Annotated in this window: 21 protein-coding genes; 9 read left to right on the forward strand and 12 right to left on the reverse strand. The window is 46.6% G+C overall.

Annotation, left to right across the window (positions count from 1 at the left end; translation table 11 throughout):
* The 11 genes from porU to hisH all read right to left on the reverse strand — a co-directional run.
* Positions 1–2895: type IX secretion system sortase PorU (gene porU / locus ACTIE6_RS06055; RefSeq protein WP_439555777.1), on the reverse strand; the 2895-nt coding region annotated here is incomplete at its 3' end.
* Positions 2873–3487, reverse strand: coding sequence for a hypothetical protein (locus tag ACTIE6_RS06060; protein ID WP_439555778.1), 615 nt, complete (start codon positions 3485–3487; stop codon positions 2873–2875). The genes porU and ACTIE6_RS06060, both read right to left, overlap by 23 nt.
* A gap of 67 nt (positions 3488–3554) precedes the next feature.
* Positions 3555–3734 (reverse strand): hypothetical protein, encoded by a 180-nt coding sequence (locus tag ACTIE6_RS06065; protein WP_439555779.1) that lies wholly within the window; start codon positions 3732–3734, stop codon positions 3555–3557.
* Between the two features lie 149 nt (positions 3735–3883).
* Positions 3884–4657: a geranylgeranylglyceryl/heptaprenylglyceryl phosphate synthase gene (locus ACTIE6_RS06070; RefSeq protein ID WP_439555780.1), complete on the reverse strand. Its 774-nt coding sequence runs from the start codon at positions 4655–4657 to the stop codon at positions 3884–3886.
* Positions 4654–5085 carry a hypothetical protein gene (locus ACTIE6_RS06075; RefSeq protein ID WP_439555781.1) on the reverse strand — a complete coding sequence of 144 codons (432 nt, stop codon included), beginning with the start codon at positions 5083–5085 and terminating at the stop codon, positions 4654–4656. The genes ACTIE6_RS06070 and ACTIE6_RS06075 overlap by 4 nt, the downstream gene beginning before the upstream one ends.
* Positions 5086–5179: 94 nt before the next feature.
* Positions 5180–5515 carry a phage holin family protein gene (locus ACTIE6_RS06080; RefSeq protein WP_439555782.1) on the reverse strand — a complete coding sequence of 112 codons (336 nt, stop codon included), beginning with the start codon at positions 5513–5515 and terminating at the stop codon, positions 5180–5182.
* A gap of 61 nt (positions 5516–5576) precedes the next feature.
* Complete coding sequence (locus ACTIE6_RS06085) at positions 5577–5912, reverse strand: phage holin family protein (RefSeq protein ID WP_439555783.1); 336 nt, start codon at positions 5910–5912, stop codon at positions 5577–5579.
* 11 nt (positions 5913–5923) lie between these two features.
* Positions 5924–6553, reverse strand: coding sequence for a bifunctional phosphoribosyl-AMP cyclohydrolase/phosphoribosyl-ATP diphosphatase HisIE (hisIE, locus tag ACTIE6_RS06090; protein ID WP_439555784.1), 630 nt, complete (start codon positions 6551–6553; stop codon positions 5924–5926).
* Positions 6554–6563: 10 nt separating this feature from the next.
* Positions 6564–7337: an imidazole glycerol phosphate synthase subunit HisF gene (hisF, locus tag ACTIE6_RS06095; protein WP_439555785.1), complete on the reverse strand. Its 774-nt coding sequence runs from the start codon at positions 7335–7337 to the stop codon at positions 6564–6566.
* Between the two features lie 5 nt (positions 7338–7342).
* Positions 7343–8065 (reverse strand): 1-(5-phosphoribosyl)-5-[(5-phosphoribosylamino)methylideneamino]imidazole-4-carboxamide isomerase, encoded by a 723-nt coding sequence (gene hisA, locus ACTIE6_RS06100; protein ID WP_439555786.1) that lies wholly within the window; start codon positions 8063–8065, stop codon positions 7343–7345.
* A 17-nt stretch (positions 8066–8082) separates the two neighbouring features.
* Positions 8083–8670 (reverse strand): imidazole glycerol phosphate synthase subunit HisH, encoded by a 588-nt coding sequence (gene hisH, locus ACTIE6_RS06105; protein ID WP_439555787.1) that lies wholly within the window; start codon positions 8668–8670, stop codon positions 8083–8085.
* 343 nt (positions 8671–9013) lie between these two features.
* Between hisH and ACTIE6_RS06110 the strand changes: the two genes are divergently transcribed.
* The 7 genes from ACTIE6_RS06110 to ACTIE6_RS06140 all read left to right on the forward strand — a co-directional run bounded on the left by ACTIE6_RS06110 (position 9014) and on the right by ACTIE6_RS06140 (position 20316).
* Entirely contained in the window at positions 9014–10444 is a 1431-nt protein-coding gene (locus ACTIE6_RS06110; RefSeq protein ID WP_439555788.1) for a M14 family zinc carboxypeptidase, read from the forward strand.
* 114 nt (positions 10445–10558) lie between these two features.
* Positions 10559–13375 carry a carboxypeptidase-like regulatory domain-containing protein gene (locus ACTIE6_RS06115; protein WP_439555789.1) on the forward strand — a complete coding sequence of 939 codons (2817 nt, stop codon included), beginning with the start codon at positions 10559–10561 and terminating at the stop codon, positions 13373–13375.
* 73 nt (positions 13376–13448) lie between these two features.
* On the forward strand, positions 13449–14792 hold the full coding sequence (locus ACTIE6_RS06120; RefSeq protein ID WP_439555790.1) for a T9SS C-terminal target domain-containing protein: 1344 nt from the start codon (positions 13449–13451) through the stop codon (positions 14790–14792).
* Between the two features lie 202 nt (positions 14793–14994).
* Positions 14995–15618, forward strand: a complete 624-nt coding sequence (locus ACTIE6_RS06125; RefSeq protein ID WP_439555791.1) for a HupE/UreJ family protein — start codon at positions 14995–14997, stop codon at positions 15616–15618.
* 30 nt (positions 15619–15648) lie between these two features.
* The gene (locus tag ACTIE6_RS06130; protein WP_439555792.1) at positions 15649–18027 is read left to right on the forward strand and encodes a M1 family metallopeptidase; all 2379 of its coding nucleotides are present in this window, start codon (positions 15649–15651) and stop codon (positions 18025–18027) included.
* Positions 18028–18165: 138 nt separating this feature from the next.
* The gene (locus tag ACTIE6_RS06135) at positions 18166–19353 is read left to right on the forward strand and encodes an ATP-binding protein (protein ID WP_439555793.1); all 1188 of its coding nucleotides are present in this window, start codon (positions 18166–18168) and stop codon (positions 19351–19353) included.
* Between the two features lie 15 nt (positions 19354–19368).
* Positions 19369–20316, forward strand: coding sequence for a D-2-hydroxyacid dehydrogenase (locus tag ACTIE6_RS06140; RefSeq protein ID WP_439555794.1), 948 nt, complete (start codon positions 19369–19371; stop codon positions 20314–20316).
* On the opposite strand, the gene ACTIE6_RS06145 is transcribed toward ACTIE6_RS06140, so the two are convergent.
* Entirely contained in the window at positions 20313–20534 is a 222-nt protein-coding gene (locus ACTIE6_RS06145) for a hypothetical protein (RefSeq protein WP_439555795.1), read from the reverse strand. The two genes, ACTIE6_RS06140 and ACTIE6_RS06145, sit on opposite strands and share 4 nt — an antisense overlap.
* A gap of 125 nt (positions 20535–20659) precedes the next feature.
* Here ACTIE6_RS06145 and ACTIE6_RS06150 point away from each other — a divergent pair, with 125 nt between their 5' ends.
* Positions 20660–21178 (forward strand): hypothetical protein, encoded by a 519-nt coding sequence (locus ACTIE6_RS06150; protein ID WP_439555796.1) that lies wholly within the window; start codon positions 20660–20662, stop codon positions 21176–21178.
* A gap of 98 nt (positions 21179–21276) precedes the next feature.
* Entirely contained in the window at positions 21277–21915 is a 639-nt protein-coding gene (locus ACTIE6_RS06155; RefSeq protein ID WP_439555797.1) for a hypothetical protein, read from the forward strand.
* The last annotated feature ends 19 nt before the right edge of the window (positions 21916–21934 follow it).

Here is a 21934-nt window from a genome sequence, read left to right on the forward strand (position 1 = left end):
CGTCAGCGTATCATTTAAGGTTAATGTGATATCATGACCAATTCCGGTTGCCGAGAGGCTCACGCCATTCTCATCATGGATACGCGCAATCAGCACAGGGGAAGTACCTACCCTGTCACCGCTCCGGAACGCCGGATTATCCATATAAGCTACTATTTCGGGCGGCGTATTGTCAACAAGCAATGCAGCGCTGCCGCCCACGATTAAGGCGAGCTGGGCAGATGCGTCGGAAGTACTATCGTCCCTGACGGCATACACATTCGCCTTTCCCGGACCGATTCTGTAATCAATATCTTTAGGCACCACAAACTGGCAGGTGAATACACCGTCTTTCACGGTGACAGCTCCGTCAAACAGCCTGCTGCCAAACTCGGCATAGCTTTCAGGATTACCTTCATTCCCCAGCGTTTCAAACTGTACCTGCTTATCATAGATAATCACGTGCGCCTTTCCATTAAACCTCAGATCTCGCTCGTTGTTTACCTTGCTAAAAACCTCACCTGTCAGACTTACCCTCTGCAATGCACGCAGGGTATCAGGCACTTGCACCCACCGGATTCCCTTCTGCCCACTGCCGAGCCGCATGGAAGGATCACCCAATAATGTAAAATTCCGGTTGAGGCTGCCCACAAGTGCCTTATTCTTGGTTTCCCGGATCAAATCTCCCATTAACCTGCCTTCTCCTTTCGTGATCAGCGCTTCATAAAAGGCTTTGCTCAGCGTGAAGTTTGTACTTGAAAAAACCGGCCGCGTTGTACTTATCGCCCCTATCGCCGCGCCTTTTGGACTAAGTACCATTGTCTCCGCTCCCGAAACTGTACCGGGATCATCGTACCTGCCAAAGTCGCAGGTTGCAGTAAACAGCAGCGGCAGATTGTTCATTCCCCGCGCGCTCAGCATATCCGACAGCGTCAGCACCTGTTCTTCGGCCCAGCCGCTCACTCCTCCGTGACCTGTGTAGTTGATGATCAGCGATCCCTTGTCGATTGCATTCCTGATCTGCCTGTTTACCTCCGGCGCTTTCTGGCCTTCGGGAGTAGTAGTTTGAGGATACTGATCAATGAAAATACGCTTTGAAGAAAAGTCGTTTTCGATCAAACTGGCCAGCTGATCAGCGTGCCGCTGGTGAATATTTCCGTCGCCGTCATCTGCAATGAAGCGCACGATATTTTTCCAGCTGCCCTCCGAGCTGAGTGCTTCGTAGCGGATCAGCTTGTCAACCACTACCTTGGCCTCCGCTGGGGATTTTACCGGCAACCTTCCTACGCCAATTTCCAGCGTATGGTCACCAGCCGCCTGCTCGCTCCATTCTCCTTCATTTAGCTCCATAAATCCGAAATAATCGTCGGAAGAATATGTATAAACCGGATTCAGCGACTCGCGGCTCTCATATACCGGAACCCAGTTTGCATTTTGCGATGAAGTCTGGCTCTTCGACAGATTCTTATAGTCAAAACTGGCGTCGCCGAAAAGAAGCAGGTACCTCAGCTTACCCGGTGATTTTGAATACAAATGCCGCACATAATTCCGGATCGCAGTCACATCCGGCCGACCACCTGCAAACTCGTTATAGATTTGCCTCGTTGCTACGACCAGTGTTTTCAAATTGTTGCGATTACTACGAAATGCGGCAAGTCGCTTTGCTTCTCCCTCCCACGCAGCCGGCGTGATTATCAGCAAATCGGGAGTTTCGGCAGAAGCGATATCCTGATTTGCAATGGATTGCCAGGATACGGGCGAAAGCGCCTGATCTCCCCTGAAGCCGATATAGCGGGCAGGTTTCCGGCTGTTATTTCTGGTAAATGTAAATGGACCGGAAGTATTTTGATTTAAAACAGAAGCCGGGCGTGCCGCGTCACTGACATTCCACAAGCTCCATCCTGCTGACGGATCCGCAAATTGGTAGGTTGCTATCTCTGTGGATTGCGGCAAGAAATAGTAGATCTGCTGTTTTTCATAAAAGCGGAGTTGCCTTTTCACCTGCAATGCAAAATAGTTGAGATAACCTTGCGCCGCAGCTTGCCCATTCTTGTTGTGCGTGACTGCCAAACGGAAAGTACTGGATGGATTGGAGGAGGCTGTTAGTACGGTCGCAAAGTCCGATTTCAATGCTTTTACATCGTAAGTTCCAGCACCTACTGTCCCGACGGCAGTTTCACCTGCGGTCTCTCCATTTAACTGCCAGATGAACCGCGTATTTACCTGCGCCGCAGCAATCGCCGAGCCTCGGAACCTGATTTCGGAAGCGGAAAGTACGCCGGGCAACTCAGCTTCAACACTAAGCGGCGCACTGCTCAGGTATTCCCCCCACCAGTCTCTCCCGGATTTCAGCAGGTTAATTGCATCCGTCTCATGGTACCAGTAATCGTCAAAAGAGTTGATCACCTTACCCGTGGCTGCGATTGGATTCTCATTCCTGATCCGCAAACCCGCTTTCTGACCAAAATTCAGAAAATAATAGGAGGTATCTGAGTAGTAATTAAGCTGGTGCCGCAGCTCGGCCTTTGCAGAATCGTAGGAAATTACATGCAGACCTTCGGCATAGAAGTAGATTACATCGGAATTATCAAACCTGCCATCTTCCTCTCCCTGAACGAGAATTGCACTTTCACTCAATCCTGTGACCTGCGCCTGGTTGGACTGCGGCAGCATTGCGCCGCCCGCGCCAAAAATGCGTATCTGGGTAGGGTCGATTGTTGCTGGTGCCACACCCATTTGACGCAACAAAGCCGCATCGATCTTGTGAATACCAGACTGTGTTATCCCGAGCTTGTACCAATCACCACTTGCCAGCACAGATTGTGCAACGAGCGGGCTACCCGGCGAAACACCCAGGTAAATCAGAACTGTAGAAAAAAGTAATCTTAAATAATCAGCACGCTTCCACCAATGCATGGGCAGGTATTGTATAAAGACGCTGTGAAGCTTTATCAGTGCAAAGTACCCGTGTTCTCCTCATCGTACCCCGTGTAAACACCCTATTTTGAAACATAAAACTGGTACCCTCGTGGAGCTGCGCCAATGTTGTCCTGCCGGTATTTGTTGCCTGCTCGTCATAACTCCGGAGGGCATTGAAAAGCAGCTGGTCTCCACCGGTAGATGCAGCGGGGTTTTTAGCATAACGAACCAGGTGCACAAGAATGTCTTTGGGAAAGATACTTTCGGTCAGAACAGGTTGCAGTAACACGCTGAATTCGTACTTCCATTCAGGCCCGTGTGGGGCGACCCTTTTCCTGAACTTCATCTTGTATTTATTATGAACAACGCAATGTGCTACTTCATGCAGGTAAGTAACCAGAAAACTGTATGGATTCAGGTTGGCATTTACGGTTATTTTTGGGATTAATCCGGGCTTGACCGTAAAATCACCAAGTCTCGTGCGACGTGGTCTCGATAAGGAAAAAGCAAACTGATTGGTATGAAAGAGCTCGGCGCAGTAGCCGCTTGCGGCCGGGGGAACATGCAGGCCAAAGGATATGTTTTTCATCCTTAAATAAAAAAAGAAAAGCCCTATTTTCATAGGGCCTTTCCAAGATTTCGACTTGTACGTCTAATTACTTAACTGAGTCAGCAGCAGCTGAATCAGTAACCATTGTATCAACAGCAGTTGTATCAACAGCAGGAGTTTCAACAGTTACAGCAGTAGTGTCAGCAGATTCGTCAGCTGGCTTGCTAGTACAAGAAGCGAAAGCTACCATCCCGGCAACAAACGCAAATGCAAAGAATTTTTTCATTTCTTGGGTGTAATTAAGGTCCGTTACAAAGGTAACAGGATTGATTTGAATATTCCTAGACTTTGAGTTTGTATTTTTCCAAGAACTTAAAAATTCCTTAGAAAAAACTTAAATCTCTTTACTAAGTCCAATATTTTCCTGGTGAATTATCAAACCTGCTCTGGCTTTGTGTTGTAAGCGTGCACGCAGGCGGCTATTTCGGGAAGTAGTTCTGGGTTTTGTTCAATTCCGTTTCCAACTACAATTACATCTGCGCCGGAACCTAATGCGATATCTGCTTTCTCGTAAGAGTTGATCCCGCCACCAACAATGATTGGCGTATCCACTGCTCCGCGAACCGCAGCAATGATTTCACCCGGGACTGGAAACTGAGCGCCGCTTCCGGCATCAAGGAAAATGTTTTTGAGACCAAGGTACTCGCCCGCCATTGCGGTACAGGCAACGATACCCGGCTTGTCGCGGGGTAATGGGGTAGTCCCGCTGATATAGGAAACAGTAGTAAGCCTGCCGCTCTCCACCAGCATGTAGCCGGTTGGCAGTACTTCAAGGTTGCTGCGCTTCAAAAGCGGCGCCGCAATCACGTGCTGACCGATAAGTAATTCTGCATTACGGCCGGAAATCAGCGAAAGTAAAAGAATGGCGTCGGCAGACGGATCAATGTGCAGGCTGCTACCCGGAAACAGGATAGCAGGTATATTTGTGTATTCGTGAATGGCTGAAATCAGCTTGTCAATAGCATAGTTGGTGATCAGGCTGCCTCCTACGAAAAAGAAGTCAACACCGTGACCAGCCGCATATTCAAGGAATTTCGGAAATGTAGAAAGATTAACTTTATCTGGGTCTAGGAGAACAGCAAACGATTTCCTTTTTTCTTCTTTACGTGTCAAAAGGAGGTCTGCAATTTGATGCTTCGCTGTTTTCATTCAGTTCTTCGTTCGTCTTCAATTAAATGCTTCAGCTTGTGCCGGGCCCAACCCACAGCCAGTGTCCAGGCCAAACTTTGAACTGCCTGCACCACTTGCGACTGTTTTTTTTCCTCTTTAAGCTTTTTGTGGCTTATCAGGAGCAGTTCGTTATCTCTTTCCTTTTGCCTGGCTTTTTCGAGTTCCTTTTCCTTGTCTTTTTTGGTTTTAGGCAAAAAAGCATTCATCACCACGAATGTAGTTGCCAGTACACCGCCGATCACAAGCGCCTGCTTGCCGTACTTAGTCGCGTCTGTTTTAAGGTCGCTCCACTGGCTTTCCAGCTTATCACGGTAGATCTCTGCATCCAGCAGCAGGTCTTGCTTGGTTTTGTCAGTATCTGACGAAAAAGGTTTGACTTTTACCGAAGAATCTATTGGAGTACTCATTTCATTACTGTTTAATGGTGCCCAGGGATTCAAAAGGAATCCAAAAATAGCAATTCAAGATTATTTATCAGCGAATATGTAGCTAAAAGCTTGGTTACTCTTTGTCCCCCATGAACTTAACAAGAACCGAGCGGATCATTTGGACAAACTTTTCTCTCCATACAATCCAGATTATCAGTTTGATAACAAATACCCCAAGCAAAATCAGGTATCCCAGGTAATCGCTGTCCAACCACCTGTTCAGGAAAGTCCCTAATAAAATAACAACCAGTATCAGGATTGTCAATGCAATGCAAAGTATCAGCGCACCGTACACTGCCATTACAGCGGCGCGCTCGATCTTATCCCTGGTTTCAATTTTAAATAAATCGATACGTGTCTCGAAATACTTAAAAAGCGTGTCTTTAATCTCTTCTAGTTGACTAAGCATAATCAGTAGTTTTCAAATCATGTGTATCCATTTACGACCTGATTTGCAGATCGTTCATACACTAATCCAAAAACATACCAAGAATCGCGGAAACCAGTGAAACTACAAGTCCAAAGAAAAGAGCGGAGATGAAGCCGCTTATCACAAATCCATCCACCAGAACGCTGGCGAGATAAATGATGAATACGTTAACTACAAAGTAGAAAAGTCCCAGTGTCAGAATTGTAATGGGGAGCGCGAGTATCTGCAGGACCGGCTTTAAGAAGGTATTGAGGATCCCGAGCACGATTGCCACGATGACGGCAGTTGAAAAACTTTCAACCGAAACCCCGGGAATTAAATTGGCACCGACAAGCACTGCCAAAGTACTGATTACAAGTCGTAGGAGTAATTTCATTCGGTACGCGATTATTGGTGACGACTACGAAGTACGTCAATTACCTCATCTAAGTCAATGTTTTTTTCCTCCAGAAGAACAAGCAGGTGGAAGAGCAAATCGGACACTTCATTCTTGAAAAGATCTACATCATCGTCCTTCGCCTCTATCACAACTTCGACTGCTTCTTCACCCACCTTTTGGGCGATTTTATTGATCCCTCGCTTAAAAAGACTGCTGGTGTAAGACTCCTCCGAAGGATTTATTTTTCGCTCACGGATCACTTTCTTTTGAAGATAGTTGAGAAAAATCGCCTCCCCCATTCGGGCATCCTGACTATTTTTTTCCCCAAAACAGGTATCTGAGCCAGTGTGGCATGTTGGCCCTGCCGGAGTAGCTTTGATCAGCAATGTATCGCCGTCGCAGTCCGCAATGATTTCGTTGATAAACAGGAAATTTCCAGATGTCTCACCCTTTGTCCATAAACGCTGTTTGCTGCGACTGAAGAACGTAACGGTACCTTCTGTCTTAGTTTTCTCAAGCGCTTCCTTGTTCATGTATCCAAGCATCAGCACCTTGTCTGTATGAACATCCTGGATAATCACGGGTACCAGCCCGTCGGTTGACTTATCAAAGTCGATGGTAGAAAAGTTATCGTTCATTTCGTCTGGTTTATCTTGTCAATCTAATGGGAAGATTTTTGTCACTTAGATAGGCTTTCAAGTCGGGAATATCTATTTCCCGGAAGTGAAAAATGCTTGCCGCGAGCCCGGCATCAGCTTTACCTGTGGTAAATACATCGTAAAAATGCACCATTTCTCCTGCTCCGCCTGAGGCAATAACGGGAATATTGGCATTTCCTGAAACCGTGGCTGTCAGTTCAAGTGCAAAACCGTTTTTGGTACCGTCAGTGTCCATGGAAGTCAGCAGAAGCTCGCCGGCTCCACGATCCTCCACTTCTTTCGCCCAGGGTACCGTCCTGAGCTCGGTCGGCTTGCGGCCTCCGTGCGTGTGGACAATGTGCTCTTTTCCTTTTTCTGTATCTATATAACGTGTGTCAATCGCCACTACAATGCATTGACTTCCAAATTCCAGTGAAAGTTCATTGATAAGGTCCGGATTACGCACCGCGGCAGAGTTGATTGAAACTTTGTCCGCGCCGGCATGCAGCAATGCAGAAACGTCTGCAATCGAGGATATGCCGCCGCCTACTGTAAAAGGTATATTGATCGTTTGCGCAACACGTTTTACGAGCTCAATGAATGTAGAGCGGCCGTCAATTGTGGCGGTGATATCCAGGTACACCAGTTCATCGGCACCCTGGGCCGCATACAGCGCCCCCAGCTCTACTGCGTCGCCAGCGTCACGCAGGTTCACGAAGTTTACTCCCTTCACGGTTCTGCCGTCTTTTACATCCAGGCAGGGGATAATCCTTTTTGTTAGCATAATTATCAGGCGGAGAATCGCATTAGCTCGGCAAGACTGATCCTGTTTTCATAGATCGCCTTTCCGATAATAACGCCGTAAATGTTCATTTCAGCTAATTTTTCAACATCTTCAATCTTACTGATCCCGCCGCTGGCAATGATATGCAGACCCGGACATTTATCCTGAAGATTTTTATAAAGATCAAAAGAAGGCCCCTGAAGCAAACCGTCTTTGGCCACATCGGTACTGATCGTGTACTTCGCCCCTTTTTCAACATACTCTTCCACAAAATCATAAACCCATAGTGCAGTTCCCTCTTCCCAGCCGCTCACAGCTATTTTCTCATTTTTAGCATCTGCCCCGAGAATGATCTTCTCACCGCCATAAGTTTTCAGCCAATTTTCGAAGATCTCAGGATTTTTAACTGCGATACTGCCGCCGGTTACCTGCTTTGCGCCGCTCTCAAAAACAACCCTCAGATCATCGTCGGACTGCACCCCGCCACCAAAGTCTACGTGCAGGCTGGTTTTGGAAGCAATCTTTTCAAGTACTTTCCAGTTGACGATTTTCTTAGCTTTCGCCCCGTCAAGATCCACCAGATGCAGCCGCTTCAATCCTGCGTCTTCAAACTGCAATGCAACTTCCAACGGGTTTTCATTGTAGATTTTCTTTTGCCCGTAATCTCCCTGCGTGAGGCGCACGCATTTACCTTCTATCAAATCAATGGCGGGTATAATTTCGATCATGCTCGGAGTAGTTGTGATTAGAGTTTCAGGAAGTTTTCAATAATCTGCTGACCTGCATTCCCGCTGATCTCGCAGTGGAACTGTGCCGCGTAAAAGTTATCCTTGTGCAGCATTGCACTGAATGGAAACGCATAATCGCAGGTAGCTACTGTATACTCACAAACCGGCGCCGCGTAGCTGTGCACGAAATACATGAATGCATTCTCTGGAATTGCGTCAGTTAGTGGCGTTTTGTAGTCAGATATATTATTCCAGCCCATGTGCGGCACTTTCATACCTGCGGCAGCGGGAAACCTTTTTACATCCACATCAAAAATCCCCATACAGTTAGTATCGTTTTCCTCCGAATACCGGCACATCAGCTGCATTCCCACGCAGGTACCGAAAACGGGCTGCTTCAATGTAGGGATCAGCTTGTCCAGCCCGGTTTGCCGGAGGTAGTTCATGGTAGTACTTGCTTCTCCTACCCCCGGGAAAATGACTTTATCGGCAGTGGTGATTTCGGTCACATCGTCGGTATAAATGTAGCCCGCGCCCAGGCGGTCGAGCGCGTACATCACAGACTGCACATTCCCTGCATTGTATTTAATGATTACGGTTTTCATCCGGCTATTTTATGGAAAAAATAAAAAAAGCCCGATTCGAAAATCGGGCTTCTGGGGATACTATGTATTCAACCTTATTACAACACTACTTGCAAAAACATATCACCCAAGACGACCGAAAGCCAGATGGCTATGATGAAAATGATGATATGTTTCAGCGATTATCATGGCACAAATGTAAGTAAAAAATGTAAATAGTGGCTTGCGTGTACGTAAAAATTGCATTAAAATTTGCTTAGAGAAATCTTTGTAACTTGCATTTGAAAATTGCTTTCGCATTATCATGAAACATTTCATTTCACGTCTAATTTTCGTTCTGTTTACATTGACAACCTCAAATTCTATGGCACAGTCTGACGATCTGGCCGGTAAGCTTTTCAAAGCACACGCTACCTACCGCGAATCAACCCTGACGCAGCGGCGTTTCAAACAAAAAGATATCCTTCCATTAATTGCCAAACGCGAGGGCAATGCAATGTACTCCATTGAGAAAGTCGGCGAATCCTTTGAAGGACGTACCATCCAGATGATTAAAGTAGGTACCGGGAAGAAAAAGGTACTACTATGGACGCAAATGCATGGCGACGAGCCTACTGCCACCATGGCGAGCTTTGATATTTTCAATTTCCTGGAAGGAAAAAACGACGGGTTCGACAGCTTTCGCAAAGAGCTGCTCGAAAAAACGACTTTGTATTTTGTTCCAATGCTCAACCCCGACGGTGCCGAAAGGTACCAGCGCCGCACCGTCCAGGGTATTGATATGAACCGCGATGCCGCAGCCCGGCAAACGCCGGAAGCAGCTATATTGAAAGGTTTGGTTGATAAACTAAAACCTGACTACGGTTTTAACCTCCACGACCAGAGCCCGCGCTACTCTGCCGGCAGAAGCCCGAAGGTGGCTACGATTTCGTTCCTGGCCACTTCCTACGATTACGAATTGTCAATCAACGATGTGCGCCAGCGCTCTATGCAGCTGATCGTGGGCATGAATAAGAACTTGCAAAAATACATTCCGGGCCAGGTAGCAAGGTATGCCGACGACCACGAGCCGCGCGGGTTTGGGGATAATGTACAAAAATGGGGAACAACGCTCGTACTGATCGAATCAGGCGGCTATGTGGGCGACCCGGAAAAGCAATTTATCCGCAAGCTGAACTTCATGGCAATATTATCTGCATTGGACAAGATCGCCGACAATTCTTTGACAAAGGAGAAACGTGACGATTATTACAACATTCCCGAAAACGGCCGCTGGGTTTATGATCTTGTAGTCAGGAATGCGACTGTGCGGCAGTCAGGCAAATCCTTTACCGCCGATCTGGGCATTAACCGGAATGAAGTAAGCTATTCCAATGCAACCAAGTTTTTTTATTACAGTAAAATAGAAGACTTCGGCGACCTGCACCCGCAATTCGGAAGCCAGGAACTGGATGCAAAAGGTTACACCATCGAAAAAGGAAAAGTGTACCCGACTGCTTATAAGAATGTAAGCGAAATCAGTAAGCTGAATGCATTGAACCTCCTGAAAGAAGGCTATACCTACGTGCGACTTGCGCCTGACGCTAACACCCGTGCACTCGGGCTTTATTTTACCACAACCCCGCTACATATACTCAGGAGCGGTCAGCCTGTACCTTCCGGAACTCCCGGCCTCGGCAACACAGCTACTTTTATCCTCAAAAAAGCAGGGAAAGTAAGGTATGCAGTGATCAACGGGTTTGTGCACGACCTGGAAGATTTCGGCGCAGAGAAGGGTCAGGGAATTGTAGAATAACTCCTTGATTTATAACAAAAAGCACATTTCTGAAATAACTGAGTCGTAATATACAGGTAACATTGGGGTAATATTGGCAATCTACTTTTGTGTCATAAATCTGACACAAAAAAAATGAAAACTAATTTATCCCTGTTATTTATTCTCCTCTTCACTACATCGCTGGCTTTCGCGCAGACTGGTTCTGTAAAAGGCACAGTAGTAGATTTTAAAACCAAAGAAGCTGTGATCGGCGCCAGCGTGGTACTGAAAGGCTCTACCCCTCCCATTGGAACTGCAACTGACGTCGAAGGTAATTTCGACATTTCCAATATCCCCACAGGAAAGCAGACGGTTGTAATCAGCTATGTATCGTACAAGCCCAAAGAGATTGCAATTGAGGTTTATCCTAACCAGACCGTTCTGATCAATACTACCATTGAAGAAGACGTCGCCAATCTGGAAGAAGTAAAAGTTGTTGGTCAGCGCCAGTCTTTCACGGACGTTTCGGTAATTACCGAGATCAAGCAGGCTGAGCAGATTGCAGTAGGTATCTCGGCCCAGCAAATCCAGAAATCGCAGGACCGCGATGCGTCGCAGGTTGTACGCCGCGTACCAGGTGTTTCCATTCAGGACGATCGCTTTGTCATTATCCGTGGTTTGAACGAGCGTTACAATACGGTAATGCTGAATGACGCGATCACTCCTTCTACTGAGGTTGACGTAAAATCTTTCTCATTTGATCTGATCCCAAGTACTGCTATTGACCGGATGATGATTTACAAATCCGGCGCGCCTGAGCTTCCTGGTGAATTCGCGGGAGGTATTATCAAGATATATACAAAAACAGTCCCTGACGAAAACGGATTTACATTCAGTTTAACCGGCGGCTACCGCGGCAATACTACTTTCAAGAACGTTAACGACTACAAAGGTTCTTCGCTTGACTGGATCGGTTTCGGATCTGCTGACAGAGCGCTTCCTTCCGGCTTCCCTTCAACGAAAAGACTTCAACTGGAAGACTCGCCATCGTCAGCAACATTGAACAGGTTCCGTAATCTGCCGGAGTTCTTTGATCTCCAATCCAAGTCGATCTCTCCTGACCTGCGGGCTTCATTAGGCTACAACCACAAGTTTGAGCTGGGCAATATGAAGCTGACTACATTTAACAACATCAACTACTCATCAACACACCAGTTTTTACCAACTACCCAATTCCGCTACCTGAGCTTTGATCCGGCGAAAGGAGAATCTTCGATCCTGAATTCATACCAGGACCAATTGTACCAGAACAATGTGCGCCTGGGCGTGATGTCAAACTGGGCATTGATCATTAATCCGAACCATAAGATTGAGTTCAGAAACCTGTTCAATCAGCTTTCCAATAAGGAAACAAACTTCCGCCAGGGATATAATACAGACAACGATACTGAAGTACAGAACTACGCATTTCGTTACGAATCCAAAAGCATTTACTCAGGCCAGTTGGGCGGAACACACGAACTGGGCGCGCATACTACATTTAAATGGCTGGGCGCATTGGGAACAACGATCCGTAACGAGCCTGATTACCGCCGGTTTATTTCCAGCCGGCCGATGGGAACTGACCAACCATTCAGAGTGGAGCTGGTACCGGGAAGTAATGCAAGCTTGACAAGAGGTGCGCGGTTTTACTCGGAACTGACCGAATATACCAGCTCATTCCGTGCCGATCTGGAACACCGTATCGAGCGCCGCGGCTATGAGGACGATGAAAGCATGCAGATCAAGCTTCGCGCCGGTGCTTACGGCGAGCTGAAAGACAGGGCTTTCAAAGCAAGATGGTTTAACCTGACCAACTCCGGCAATGCATCGCAGGAATTGCTTGGCCAGTCGCCAGCGCAGCTTTTTGATGCTGAAAACATTGCAATTGACAAGCTTTACTACGCAGAGAGAACCAATACCGACGACAAGTACACCGCACAGAATACTTTAATGGCCGGGTATCTGGGCGCCTACATTCCATTCAGTAAGAAATTCAATGCCTCGGTTGGTTTGCGTGTTGAAAACAACATTCAAAAACTGCAAAGCCGCCAGCGCGGCAGCGGCGCGCGTATCCGGGTGAACAATCCGATCCTGCGCTTCCTACCATCGGCGAACTTTGCTTATAACTTCACTGAGAAATCGCTCGTAAGGCTGGCTTACTCAGTTTCTGTAAACCGTCCCGAGTTCCGCGAGCTGGCGCCGTTTACTTACTATGACTTTAACTTCGACGTATCTCGTGTGGGTAACCCCGACCTGAAAACGCCTTCGATCCAGAACGTTGACCTTCGCTACGAATTTTATCCGAAAGACGGAGAATTGATCTCGGTTGCGGCATTTTACAAACACTTTACCAACCCGATCGAGACACGTATCCGCTATGCAGGTTCAGGAGTGTCATTTTATGTTGACAATGCAAAATCCGCCTACACAGCTGGTGCTGAGATCGAGCTTCGCAAATCGCTTAAAAACCTGACAGTATCTCCATTTGTAGATAACCTGAGCGTATTGCTGAATGCATCGGTGATCAACAGTAATGTACTAACTGGCTTTGCCGGGCAGGAAAACGATCGCCAGCTGCAGGGACAATCTCCTTACCTGATCAATGCAGGTATTTACTACAACGATGTGAACCGGGGCTGGCAGATCAACGCACTTTACAATGTGGTAGGCCGCCGGATCTTCCTGGTAGGTGACCGCGATTTGCAGCCGACTGTCTACGAAATGCCGAGAAACATCATTGACCTGAACATTGTGAAAGCTTTGGGTGAACATCTCGAAATCAAGCTGGGAATCCAGGATCTGCTGAACCAGCGTTTCCGCCTGATCCAGGACAGCAATCTTGACCAAAAAATCACGGATATCGACGAATCATACCAGAGCTTCAAAAGAGGCAGCTACTCGCAAATTGGTGTCACTTACAAATTTTAACCAAAACCATCAGTCGTAAACCGGCTCTTTTATCACCAGAAACTTTAAAACAGTAAAACAAACAATTGAATTTATGAAAAACACAGGTAAACTATTAAGCTTGCTGATGTTGGGGCTTACAATGTTCGGATCAATCTCTTGTACGAACGATGACGACGATGATGACGAGGAAATCGTAACCCCGGTAGGTGAAATGAAAACCATTACGGGAAAAATTACCTCTAATACTACCTGGACTGCTTCAAACCAATATCTGCTTTCAGGATTTGTATATGTAGAACCTGGTGTAACACTTACTATTGAACCAGGAACAATCATCAAAGGAGACGGAACTTTGAAAGGCTCTTTGATTATCCAGCCAGGTGCAAAGATCATCGCAGTTGGAACTGCTGATAAGCCTATCGTTTTCACTTCAAACAAACCAGCAGGACAACGCAAGGCGGGTGACTGGGGTGGATTGATCATCCTTGGAAAAGCGCCTGTTAACAAGCCTGACGCGGTAATCGAAGGAGAAAACCAGTCAAAATTCGGCGGAACTGACGCGGCTGATAATTCAGGACAGCTTAAATATGTACGTATCGAGTTTGCAGGTATCGCATTTGAAACTGATAAAGAAATCAATGGTCTTACATTCGGTGGCGTAGGTAGCGGTACTGAGGTGGATTATGTACAGGTATCTTACTCAGGCGATGATTCATTCGAATGGTTTGGTGGCAGTGTAAATGCGAAACACCTGATCGCTTACCGTGGTTTGGATGATGATTTCGATACCGACAATGGTTTCTCAGGAAACATTCAATACGGTTTTATCCTGCGTGACCCGGCAGTAGCTGACCAGGCTGGTGACTCAAACGGTTTTGAGTCTGACAACGATGCTTCCGGCTCACAGGCAACTCCTCAGACTTCGGCCAAGTTTGCCAACGTGACCATTGCAATGGCTGACGGAACACCTAACGCGAAGTTCAACTCTGCAATGCGTATCAGAAGAAACTCTGCAATCTCTGTTTACAATACGCTGATCACAGGTGCTTGGCCACGTTCTGCTGTGACAATTGAAGGTGATCCTACCATCGCAAACTTCACTGCAGGCAGACTTAAAATGGACGGAAATGCAGTTGCTATCACTGGTACACCTGCACAAGGCGTACTGGAAGGTGTTACACAGGCACTTTTCATCCCTGCTGGCAGCAAAAACATGGTTGGCGCTGTTGCGGATCTTAAACTGGCAACTGGTTACAACTCAATCACTGCAAAACCAGGTTTGCTTCCACAAGCGGGCTCTTCACTGCTGACAGGCGGCGCTACGCTACCATCAGGATTTGAAGCCAACACAGTTGTAGGTGCTTTCGGAACTACCGACTGGACTGACAAATGGGCGAACTGGGATCCACAGAATGCTAACTACGAGATCAAATAATAGTAATAGTCTTATATAATTGGTGTCAGAATTTCGAAAGGCCGTGAGCACATGCTCGCGGTCTTTTTTCTTTTGAACGGGCAAATTTCTCTTACTGACCACAAAACCCATATTGCATTCCTCCATCGAAAAGGATAACTTCGTTTACATTATTTTGTCTTGACAATTAATTTGTCGGGATTGCTAATCTTAATTCTACTGAATGTCCGAATTCCAAGCTTACCTGCAATTAGGTTTTGAACACATCACAGATGCCAATGGTTACGACCACATTTTGTTCATCATGGCGCTTTGTACAATATATACCCTGATTGACTGGAAAAAGGTGATCGTGCTGGTAACTGCTTTTACGATCGGGCATTCGATTACACTGGCACTTTCAACGCTCGGCCTCATTAACATTGATCCGGCCTGGATAGAGCTCCTGATCCCCGTTACCATCGTAATTACCGCTTCTCTGAATTTCTTTTATAAAGTCCCCAAGGGATCTTTTGGTAAAAAAGAAGAGAACTCGACAACGAGATACGCACTGGCCCTTTTCTTCGGGCTGATCCATGGGCTGGGTTTTTCCAACTACCTCCGTGCATTGCTGGGCAAGGAAGCTTCCATTTTCAATCCATTGCTCGGGTTTAATATCGGACTCGAACTGGGACAGCTGATTATCGTTTTTGTGATCCTCTCCATTGCTTTCGTAGTAATTGAGATCCTGCGGGCACAGCGTCTGAGCTGGATTCACATACTTTCCGGGATTATAGTAGGAATGGCGTTTTCGCTGATCCTGAATAACGAACTTTTTGTAAGCCTTACTGGCGGCAGTGCCGAATAACAAGAATTTATTACATCTGACTAACTAATTATGAGAAAACTCCTGCTCCCGTTACTCTTCCTGCTGGTTTCCATGGCTTCCTATGGTCAGCAGCTGCCGACTTCCGCCACTTACCAGTACAACGACCGTTTTGAACAGCTGGGACCTATGCTCCCGACGCCAAATTCAACACGTGCAGCTTCCGGGGCACCGGGCCGCGAGTACTGGCAACAACGCGCCGATTACGACATTAAAGCCGAATTGGACGACGAAAATCGCCGTATTATCGGATCAGAAACGATTACTTTTTACAACAATTCCCCCGATGACCTGAGATACATCTGGCTGCAACTGGATCAAAACCTTTTCAAAAAAGACGGTATCGGCTCAATGTCACGTACTGGTTCGATCAGCGAAAAAGGCATGACGCCCGGACAGCTGGAAAATCTGAATAATGGAAGAGGCGCGTCGCTCGACCCTCAAATCGAGTACGGTTACAATATCACCGCCGTTAAAGACAAAGCTGGCAAGGCACTTCCGTACAAAATCAATGGTACTATGATGCGCATTGACCTGCCTGCGGTGATGAAGCCGGGTACCAACTTCGTTTTCGGGGTAGATTGGAACTACAACATCACCGAGTACTATGGCCGCAGCGGCTATGAGTTTTTCCCAAAAGACGGAAATGCGAACTACTTCATCGCGCACTGGTTTCCCCGCCTTGCTCCTTATGATGATGTAAATGGCTGGAACCACAAACAGTTTCTGGGTCAGGGAGAATTTGCATTGATCTTCGGAAACTACAAAGTGGCGATTACCGTACCTGCCGACCACGTGGTAGCAGCCAGCGGCGAGTGCCAGAACTATGCACAGGTTTTGACAGCGGCTCAAAAACAACGTTTGAAAAAAGCGGAAACTTCTAAAACGCCGGTTTTGATCGTAACCCAGGCAGAAGCTGAAAAGGCCGAAAAACGCGAGAATAAAAACCCGGGCAAGAAAACGTGGATTTACAAGGCAGATAATGTACGCGATTTTGCATTTGCGAGCAGCCGGAAATTTATCTGGGACGCAATGCAGACCGATGTTTACAAAAGTGGCCGCAAGATCTGGTGTATGTCCATTTACCCGAAAGAAGGTAACCCGCTTTGGGAACAGTACTCTACCCGCGCAGTTGCGCATACTCTGAAATCTTACGGAGACCGCACTTTTGAGTACCCCTACCCTGTTGCGATTTCCTGCCACTCGGTTGCGGGCGGCGGAATGGAATATCCGATGATCAGCTTCAATGGTGGTCGCCCGGAAGAGGACGGAACTTACAGCGAGGCAGTGAAATATGGTATGATCGGTGTGATCATTCACGAAGTTGGCCACAACTTTTTCCCGATGATCGTCAACTCCGATGAGCGCCAGTGGGCCTGGATGGATGAAGGTTTGAATACATTTTGCCAGTACCTGGCGGAAAAGGAATGGGATTACAACTTCCCTACCCGCCGCGGCGAGCCTAATCAGATTACCGATTATATGTCCTCTGACAAATCGGTACTGACCCCAATTATGGCTTCTGCGGAGAATGTAATTGGTTTGGGACCGAATGCTTATGGAAAACCTGCTACCGCATTAAACATACTGCGCGAAACAGTAATGGGCCGTGAGCTTTTTGATCATGCATTTAAAGAATATGCAAATCGCTGGCGCTTCAAAAGCCCGACTCCGGCTGACTTTTTCCGCACGATGGAAGACGCTTCAGGCGTAGATTTGGACTGGTTCTGGAAAGGCTGGTTTTATGGTACCGAGGCTGTTGACCAGGATCTGGTAAGTGTAGACTGGTTTAGCATTGATACGCAAAATCCGGATATTGAAAAAGAGCTCGCACGCCAGGAATTTGCCCGCAAGCAGAATACAATGAGCAAAATTCAGGATGCAAAAACGAAGGGGGAGACAGTTGTTGCGCAGGATTCAACAATGGCGGATTTCTATAACCGCTACGATCCATTTAAGGTGACAGCGGCTGATAAGCAAAAATATGAGCAGTACCTGGCTTCTCTTTCGGAAAGTGAGCGTGCATTGATTCAGCAGAACACCAATTTTTATACGCTTTCAGTGAAGAACAAAGGCGGACTTCCGATGCCTGTGATCGTGAAAATGGGCTTTGAAGACGGCACTGACTCTGTTGCGGTATTCCCGGCTGAAATATGGCGTTTCAATGACCAGCAGATCAATAAGGTAATTTCTACCAAAAAGAAAGTGGTTCAATGGACCCTCGATCCTTACCAGCAGATCGCCGATATTGATACAGAAAATAATGCTTATCCACGCATTACTAAGCCAACCCGCTTTCAGATTTACAAACAGCAAAGCAGAAAAACACCAAACCCCATGCAAATGGAAGGTGTAGGTGCCGGGAAAGTAAGTACTGATCCGAAAAAGTAAGCTTCGTTTTTACCTGTAAAAAGTCCGCTCCGGTTTCTGACCAGAGCGGACTTTTTTATGCAATTTCAAAATTGAGACTATGTAATTTCAAAGTTAACTCTATGTAATTTCAAAATAGAAGTTATGTAATTTCAAAGTATGCCTATCTTTGCAGCGGGCATTTTCGATAATATGAACTTCGTAATCAGGGATATAGAGAAAGTAGTTTGGGAACAAAGCACAAAGTTCCCTGTCATTGCATTAACAGGGCCGCGGCAGTCGGGGAAGACTACACTTCTGAAAACACTTTTTAAAGGTTACACGTACATTTCGCTGGAAGATCCAAATAACCGCGCCTTCGCAGACATCGACCCGGTTGCGTTTCTGAATCTTTACTCAGATAAAGTAATTTTGGATGAAGTACAGCGGGTTCCGTCGCTCTTCTCTTACATTCAAACGATAGTCGATAACTCAGGTATCATGGGCCAGTTTATACTTTCAGGCTCACAAAATTTTCAGCTCCTGAACAGTATTACCCAAAGTCTGGCAGGGCGGGTTGCCCTGTTCAAATTACTTCCTTTTGATTTTGGCGAAATGAAGTCCGGGAATTTGCTGGCGGACAATGTGGCTGATGCATGCCTGAATGGTTTTTACCCGGCTGTGTTCGACCGCTCGATCAAGCCCGGCGTTTTTTATTCAAACTATATTCAAACGTATGTGGAAAGGGATGTTACCGAACTGACCAGCATTCGAGATACGCGGCAGTTCAGGACATTTGTGAGTCTTTGCGCGGGCAGGGTTGGGCAGCTGCTTAACCTCAATTCACTTGCCAATGAATGCGGTATCTCGCAGCCGACGGCCAAATCGTGGTTGTCAGTCCTTGAAAGCAGTTACATTATTTTCCAGCTTCAACCTTACTATCAAAATTTCAATAAACGCATCGTTAAAACGCCCAAGCTGTATTTTTACGATACCGGGCTGCTTTGTCACGTGCTCGGGATCAGAAATGCGGATACTTTTCATTCTAGTCCGACCAAAGGAAATATCTTCGAAAACCTGATTATCGCCGAGTATCAAAAGAAAAATGCACATCAGTATCTTCACAATGATTACTGGTTCTGGCGCGATTCTAATGGGCACGAAATTGATCTTTTGACCCAAAACGGAAACGCATTTGATATTTTTGAAATCAAATCAACTCAAACCGTGATGACCGAACATTTTAAAGGGATGAATTTCTTTGATGAGGCAAGTGATGGACTCGCTGGTACCAAAACGCTTATTTACGGCGGGGATCAAAATCAGAAAAGAACTGACTATTCAGTCCTCGGCTGGCGCAACATTTAATTTGATACTGAAATCATGAACATTGTAATACTTGACGGATATAATTTAAACCCTGGCGACCTGAACTGGGCACCTATTCAGCAGTTGGGCAATGTTCAAATTTATGATCGTTCCCGGCAGGAGGAAATTGCAGAGCGGACCAGGGAGGCGGAGGCGATTTTGGTGAACAAGGTCGTGTTATCCGCTGCGACGCTGAAACAGCTCCCCAAACTCAAATACATCGGGGTTACTGCGACGGGTTTTAATAACATTGACATTGAAGCGGCCAAAAACCAGGGCATTGTGGTGACCAATGTAAAAGCTTACAGTTCAGCTTCGGTGGCACAGCAAACTTTCGCACTGTTATTATCTCTTGTAAATCGGGCCGAAATGCATAGCCAGAGCGTTTTTGCAGGTGAATGGGCTGCGTCGCAGGATTTTAGTTATTCCAAATCGCCGCTCACAGAACTGGCCGGGAAAACGATGGGACTGATCGGACTGGGCGATATCGGCTCGAATGTGGCTGAAATCGCATTGGCATTTGGAATGAAAGTAATTGCTTACCGCAAACATCCCAAGCCTGTAAAAGACATTGAAATGGTTTCGCTGGATGAGATTTTCAGAAACAGCGACGTAGTAAGTCTGCATTGTCCGCTGACTGAGGAAACAAAGGAGATCGTGAACAAAAACAGCCTCGCGAGTATGAAGCCTAACGCTATAATCATCAACACCGGTCGCGGTCCGCTGATCAATGAAAGTGACCTCGCAGCAGCATTAACAAATGGAACAATCGCCGGAGCTGGTCTGGATGTACTTTCCGTGGAACCGCCCAAAGCTGATAATCCATTACTTTCCGCACCGAATTGCGTGATCACACCGCACGTAGCCTGGGCTACATTTGAAGCGCGACAAAGGTTAATGCAGCTGACTGCGGAAAACCTGCAAGCTTTTCAAAGCGGTTCACCCATTAACGTGGTGAACTAACGCTTCTTCTTACCGCTTTTCTTTGTCTTTTTACCTTTTTTACGGCCCCAGTTCTTCTGCATTTTTGCATAGGCTTTCTTACTGACCGTCTTTTTCTTTTTAGATCTGGAAGTACCCTTCTTTTTGCGGGCATTGATATTATTTACGAGTGAGTTTTTTACGCCCAGCTTATTCTTCTTGGTGCCTGATTTCTTAGCTTTTTTCTTAGCCTTTGCCATTTGTGATGTAGTTTAGAAAGCAAGCTTAAATTTTCATGCCGAGCAACTATTCGCCTGAAGTTGTGGCTCAGATATGAACTTTCGCTCAGCTAGCTTAAATTGATCCCAAATCGACCGCCAAATCAATGAAATACCCGAACCGACTTTCTTCTGGTGCCAACAACCTGGTGATTGCGCTTTCAGAAACCGAGGTAGCCAAACTTTTTATGGACGATACGCGCTCGGATATTGGGTCTGAGGCTGAGAAAATGAAGTATGCAAACCTGGTTAATAGCTTGGTTGTGAAATTCGTGCGGCTCGATTTTCATGAAGAGTTTGAGGCAGAAATGCTGGTCATGGAGCGACTGAAGCCCATTGATTTCCGTGCATTTGAAGTTGGTACAAGAGAATTATGGCTGGATGTATTTGAAGACGAGCTCAACCAGCTTCACAAAAACGGCTTCGTCCACCGCGATCTCCGACGCCCGTCGGGCATAGGCGGGCTGTATTATGACAATATCCTGCTGACAGATACCGGATTAAGGTTGATCGACGTCGGTATATCCGCACTGCGGGAGCAGGTTGGTAACAAGATTTTTGAAAAATACCTGGAAGCGGAACGTTCAGAAATGGCTGCATTCAGGGAATACTTTTTAAATCGTTGAAATCAAAATAACTCTTGCAGCAGCTTTGGGCCAGTTTTTGTACACTATCGTTTTCAGGTTAATTTTGTTTACTAAAATTCAGATCAAAGCGCTTCCCATTGAATAACCGACTTGCTATTATACTATCAGTGCTGTTTCACCCGCTGATCCTCACAACTTACCTGTTTGCATTACTTTTCCTGCTTTCGCCAGACCTGGTCGGAGTCAGCGCATTTGAATTTCCTGCACTGGGCAGCCTGCTAACACTCTTATTCCTGAACACCTTTGTCGCACCAGCGGTAGTTACCTATTATTTTATGAAAATGGGGGTGATAACAAATCTGTACGTCGACGATGTAAATGAGCGGCGGCTACCATATCTGGCAACGGTGATCATTTATGGTCTTGCCACTTACCTTTTCGGGTGGCAATTGCAGCCTGTCGGAGAAATGGCGCCACAGATATCGGTGATACTTGCCAGCGTGACTTTGTCGCTTGTTGTTGTAACCTGCGTAAGTTTTTTCTGGAAAATCAGTGCGCATGCGACGGGTATAGGCGGCGTTATCGCGATGCTCGCAGGACTGATGATCCGCTTTGATGAAGCTGCATTGCTCAATCCGTTGCTGATCGCGATCTTGCTGGCAGGCTTACTCCTCAGCGCCCGTTTGCAATTGAATGCACATAGCCCCAGGCAGGTTTTTGCTGGCTTTCTGTGTGGCGTACTGGTAAGCAGCCTTACTGTGTATTTCTATTTCTGATCCGAGAATCTAAACGCGC

This window comes from Dyadobacter sp., from assembly GCF_051859145.1.
Lineage (GTDB): Bacteria > Bacteroidota > Bacteroidia > Cytophagales > Spirosomataceae > Dyadobacter.